Annotated in this window: 2 protein-coding genes and 1 pseudogene; all 3 read right to left on the reverse strand. The window is 65.0% G+C overall.

The window, feature by feature from the left end:
* Positions 1–163: 163 nt before the first annotated feature.
* A complete protein-coding gene (locus BST27_RS29690) occupies positions 164–844 on the reverse strand; it encodes a response regulator (RefSeq protein ID WP_069418616.1) in 681 nt (226 codons plus the stop codon).
* A complete protein-coding gene (locus tag BST27_RS29695) occupies positions 841–3,402 on the reverse strand; it encodes a sensor histidine kinase (RefSeq protein ID WP_170062397.1) in 2,562 nt (853 codons plus the stop codon). The genes BST27_RS29690 and BST27_RS29695 overlap by 4 nt, the downstream gene beginning before the upstream one ends.
* Positions 3,374–3,904 (reverse strand): annotated as a pseudogene (locus tag BST27_RS29700) (potassium-transporting ATPase subunit C); the annotation flags it as partial. The gene BST27_RS29695 and the pseudogene BST27_RS29700, both read right to left, overlap by 29 nt.
* Positions 3,905–3,938 lie beyond the last annotated feature (34 nt).

Consider the following 3,938-nt stretch of genomic DNA (forward strand, 5'->3'; position numbering starts at 1 on the left):
AACGGAGACGCAAGTGACGGGTGTGACTTGCCGTGAAGCGTCAGCGCCAACCGCGCACTTGTCGCTACGAGCCGGGCACGAGGCCACCCGTCCGGAACGGAGACGCAAGTGACGGAAGTGATTTCGTCGAACCCTGGCTGTGCGTGCCCGCCAGCCCCAACACTCAACCCTCGAACCGATATCCCATCCCCGACTCCGTCAACAAATGCTTGGGGTGCGACGGGTCCACCTCGAGCTTGCGTCGCAACTGCGCCAAATACACACGCAGATAATGAGTCTCGGTCGCGTAGCCCGGTCCCCACACCTCTTTCAGCAGTTCCTCCCGGCCCACCAGTTTGCCCCGATTGCGCACCAGCACCTCGAGCATGCCCCACTCGGTCGGGGTGAGGTGCACCTCGGTCCCGTCCTTGATCACCTTCTTGGCGGCCAGATCAACGGTAAACGACGCCGTCTCAACCACCGGCTGTTCCAGCTCAGACCCAGCGGTGGTACGCCGGACAGCGGCGCGCAACCTGGCCAGAAACTCGTCCATACCAAACGGTTTCGTCACATAGTCATCGGCTCCGGCATCCAGGGCCTCGACCTTGTCAGACGAATCGGTACGGGCCGACAGCACAATCACCGGCGCCGTCAGCCAACCTCGCAGACCGCCCAACACATCAATGCCCGATATGTCAGGCAAGCCGAGGTCCAGGATCACCACGTCGGGTCGGTGCTCCGCGGCGGCCCGCAACGCACCGGCTCCCGATGACGCGGTCACCACCTCGTAGCCTCGCACGGTCAGGTTGATGCGCAGAGCCCGCAGAATCTGCGGCTCGTCGTCAATGACCAACACCCGGGTCATGCTTCGCCATCTCCTGACGCCGCGACCAGATCGACCACCACGGTGACACCACCACCCGGCGTATCGGCTACGGCGATCGTGCCCCCCATCGCCTCGACGAACCCGCGCGCCACCGACATGCCCAACCCGACACCGGTGGAGTTGTCGTTATCCCCCAGTCGCTGAAAGGCTTCGAACACCTGCGCCTCGGTGCCGTGCGGAATCCCAGGACCTTCGTCGATGACGTTGATGAGGACGCTATCGCCCACCCGCCCGGCGTTGACCCGCACGACAGAGTCGGGCGCATATCGCAGGGCGTTGTCAATCAGGTTCGCCAGCACCCGTTCCAGCAGCCCTGCATCCGCCAACACCACGGCGTCGCCGACATCGACTTTGACGCGATTGATCGACGATCGGTAGAAGCCCGTAGCCCCTTTGTCGATGCTCACCAACGCCCGTTGCACAGCTTCCTCCAGATACACCCGCTGCAATTCGGGGTGCACCGCGCCGGCGGCCAGCCGCGACGAATCAAGCAGATTGCCAACCAATGCTGTGAGTTGGTCGACGGATTCTTCGATGGTGGCCAGCAATTCAGCGGTGTCTTCGGCCGAGAACGCGATGTCGTCGGCGCGCAGACTCGACACCGCGACCTTGGCCGCCGCCAACGGGGTGCGCAGATCGTGGCTCACCGCGGAAAGCAAAGAGCGCCGCAGTTCGTCAGCGCGCACAATCGCCTCGGTCCGGTGGGCTTCCTCGGCCATCTCGCGCTGCTGGACCAGGCCCGCGGCCTGTTTCGCCACCGCATTGAGCACTCGGCGATCCCGCGCCGAAAGCTTCCGCCCGGCCATCAGCATCCAGAACTCGTCGTCTCCGACCTCGATCGCGGTGTCCGCGGAATCAACCGTTACGCAAGGTTCTGTGCCGACGGATGCGATGACCCCGCCACCCTCACCACGCAGCATGCTGACCGCGCGCTGGGAGTACGTCTCGCGTACCCGCTTCAGCAACGTCTCGAGATCCGCGCCACGCAACACCGATCCGGCGAACAACGTCAACAGTTCGGCCTCCTGTGACGCCATCCGTGCTTCGCGGGCACGTTTGCCCGCGCCGTCGACGAGTACCGCCACCGCGACCGCGATCAGCAACAGCACCAATTCCGTAACTGCATTGTTGGGTTCGGCGATGGTGAAGCTGTGCCGCGGCTCGATCAGGAAGTAATTGAGCAGCAGCCCGGACAACAGCGCCGAAACCGCCGCGGGCGCAACACCTCCCAACAGGCCCACCAACAGCACCCCGACGAAGAACAGGGCACTCTCGCCGCCGTTGTCGAGGTACGGATCCAGCACAGCCACCGCGACGGCGCAGATCAGCGACGGGACGGTAAACGAAGCCACCCACGAGGCGATTCGTCGTCCCGGCGCCGGGATCGGCGACGTCCGTCCCGTCCGCTGGGATTCCTTGTGGGTGACCAGGTGCACATCAATCGCGCCCGACCGCTCAACGATCGAGGCGCCGACCCCCTCATCGAAAATCCGCGCCCACCGGGAACGGCGCGAAGTGCCGATCACCAATTGGGTGGCGTTGATCTCGCGGGCGAAGTCGAGCAATGCCCGTGGCACGTCGTCACCAAGCACCGTATGCAGCGAGGCATCAAGGCTGTTGGCCAGTTCACGAAGCTTGTTCATGCGGAGCTCGGACAGGCCGGCCAATCCGTCGCCGCGCACGACGTGCACCACCATCAGCTCGGCGCTGGATTTCGACGCGATGCGCGACGCACGTCGCACCAGAGTCTCCGATTCCGGGCCGCCGGTGACGGCGACGACCACCCGCTCTCGCGCCTCCCAGGTGTCGGTGATCTTGTTTTCCGCGCGATATTTCGCCAGCGCGGTATCCACCTGATCGGCGAGCCACAGCAGCGCCAATTCGCGTAAAGCGGTGAGGTTTCCGCGCCGAAAGTAGTTGGACAACGCCGCATCGATCTTGTCCGGCGCATAGACGTTGCCGTGAGACATCCTGCGGCGCAACGCCTCCGGCGTGATGTCGATGAGCTCCACCTGCGCGGCTTGCCGCACGATCGAATCGGGAACGGTCTCCTTTTGTTCAACGCCGGTGATTTGGGCGACGACGTCGTTCAGGCTTTCCAGGTGTTGCACGTTGACGGTGGAGATCACCGTGATTCCGGCCTCGAGAAGCTCCTCGACGTCCTGCCAACGCTTATGGTTCTTGCTGCCCGGGGTGTTGGTGTGCGCCAACTCGTCGACCAGCACGACCTGCGGGTGTCGCGCCAGCACGGCGGGAACGTCGAGTTCGGGAAAGGTGGAACCGCGGTATTCGACGTAGTGCGGCGCTATGACTTCGATGCCCTTAAGCAGCTCAGCGGTTTTGGCGCGGCCGTGGGTCTCGACCACGGCCGCCACCACATCGGTACCACGTTCCAGCCGCCGGTGAGCCTCGCCGAGCATCGCGTACGTTTTGCCGACACCTGGAGCCGCACCCAGATAGATGCGTAGCTCCCCGCGTTTGGGGTGGTCGACAGCGTTCACCCAACAATCATCCTCCTGCGGCGCAACACGCGGCAGTGCCCGCGGCTGGCGCGGTGCCCGCGGTGGCCGGACACCTGCGGTCGAGCGCCAGGTTGAGCTGCACCACGTTCACGGTGGGGTCACCGAAGACACCCAGGACGCGGCCTGCGCTGTATCGCCGGACGACCTCGCGTATCTGATCGGGGGTGACATTGCGGGCTCGAGCCACGCGGGGTACTTGGATATCCGCATAGGCGGGCGAGATGTCAGGGTCGAGGCCGCTGCCGCTGGCCGTGACCGCATCGGCGGGCACCCGCGGCGAGGACGGGGCCGCGCCCCGCACCGGCACGATCTGGCCGCTCGAGTAGTCCTCGCCGACCACTGCGCATTCGACCCGGACGCCCTCGTACAGGTCCAGGAACGGCTGCTTGGTAGCGTCGCACGCTTCATTGACGCTGACGACGCGGGTAGGCCGGACGACGGCGCCGCGCTGGTCGCGGGGGCCGATCACCGAGAGGACTCTCAATGAAGATGTCAAGCCGCCGACTGTGTGATTGGGGGTGAGTCGGGTTGCCAGGTGCGGTTGTCACGGA

This window comes from Mycobacterium intermedium, assembly GCF_002086275.1.
In the GTDB taxonomy this organism is placed as follows: Bacteria; Actinomycetota; Actinomycetes; order Mycobacteriales; family Mycobacteriaceae; genus Mycobacterium; species Mycobacterium intermedium.